This is a genomic window from Microvirga soli, assembly GCF_016734765.1.
GTDB lineage: Bacteria > Pseudomonadota > Alphaproteobacteria > Rhizobiales > Beijerinckiaceae > Microvirga > Microvirga soli.
Genome location: NZ_JAERQE010000142.1, coordinates 1 through 1,321, shown reverse-complemented (window position 1 = coordinate 1,321; position 1,321 = coordinate 1). Strand labels below are relative to the sequence as shown.

Sequence of the window (1,321 nt, the reverse complement as noted above, 5' to 3'; positions counted from 1 at the left end):
GCTGAGCCGGGTTGCTCAGGCGGTCACGGCCGACAGCCTGCGAACGGGATCATCGCTCAACGAAGTCAGACTTTCCAGCGACATGTAACGTCGGCTGACTGCCCACTCGTCGTTCTGCTCCAGCATCAGGGCTCCCACCAGCCGGATCACCGCCCGGTCATTGGGGAAGATCCCCACCCCATCAGAGCGCCGCTTGATCTCGCCGTTGAGCCGCTCGAGTGGATTGGTCGAGGCAATCTGCGGCCAGTGCTCGCGCGGAAAGCTCATGTACACCAGTACCTCCTCGCGCGAGCGGTCCATCAGCTCGACCAGCTTCGGACAGCGCTCGCGCAGGGCGTCAGTTACCGAAGCCCATTGCTCCCTGGCCGCGTCAGCCGTGTCCTGGACAAAGATCGTCTTGAGCATCGCCACCACGGCCGGACGTTGCTTGGGGGCAAGGTGGGCCATGGCGTTGCGCATCCAATGCACCCGGCAGCGCTGGAGCGCGGCATGGAACACCCGGGTCGCTGCGGCCCGCAGCCCCTTGTGATCGTCGGCAATCACCAGCTTCACCCCGCGCAGGCCCCGGTCGGCGAGTGAGCGCAGGAAGGCGGTCCAGAACGGTTCGGCCTCTGATGCCCCGGTGGTGATCCCCAGCACCTCGCGCCGGCCATCGCTGTTGACGCCCACGGCCAGTATCACGGCCGTGGAGACGATCCGACCGGCCTCTCGCGTCTTCAGGTAGGTGGCATCGATCCAGAGATACGGCCACTCGCCCTCGATCGGCCGCTCCAGGAAGGCGTTCACCCGCTCGTCGATCTCCTCGCACAGCCGTGAGACCTGGCTCTTGGAGATCCCCGTCATGCCCATGGCCTTGACGAGATCGTCGACGGAGCGGGTCGAGATGCCATGGACATAGGCCTCCTGGATCACCGCCGTGAGCGCCTTCTCGGCGGTGCGGCGCGGCTCGAGGAAAGCCGGGAAGTAGGAACCCTTGCGCAGCTTGGGGATGGACAGGTCGATCCGGCCGGCGCGGGTGTCCCAGGCGCGCTCGCGGTAGCCGTTGCGGTGAGTAAGGCGATCCGGGCTGCGCACGCCCGCCGGGGCACCGGTCAGGGCCTCGACCTCCAGGTTCATCAGGCGCTCGGCCGCAAAGGCGAGCATGTCGCGGATGAGATCGGCATCGGCCCCCTTTTCGATCAGCTCGATCAGGGCCATTCTCTCGTCGGTCATCGTCGTCTCCGGGGTCAGGGTCAGGTGTCGCAACCCGCACTCTAACCGAAGACTGGCGATGACCACCTCATCGGTGGCCTGCTCCTACACCACGCCCCGGGACGCTACC

At 66.4% G+C, this 1,321-nt stretch carries 1 protein-coding gene; it reads right to left on the bottom strand.

What is annotated here, in order from left to right; translation table 11 throughout:
* Positions 1 to 15 precede the first annotated feature (15 nt).
* The gene (locus tag JKL45_RS29550; RefSeq protein ID WP_201865328.1) at positions 16 to 1,212 is read right to left on the bottom strand and encodes an IS256 family transposase; all 1,197 of its coding nucleotides are present in this window, start codon (positions 1,210 to 1,212) and stop codon (positions 16 to 18) included.
* Positions 1,213 to 1,321: the final 109 nt, after the last annotated feature.

Coding starts and splice junctions, on each gene's coding strand:
- JKL45_RS29550 (WP_201865328.1), bottom strand. CDS start 1,212: ATGACCGACGAGAGAATGGCCCTGATCGAGCTGATCGAAAAGGGGGCC.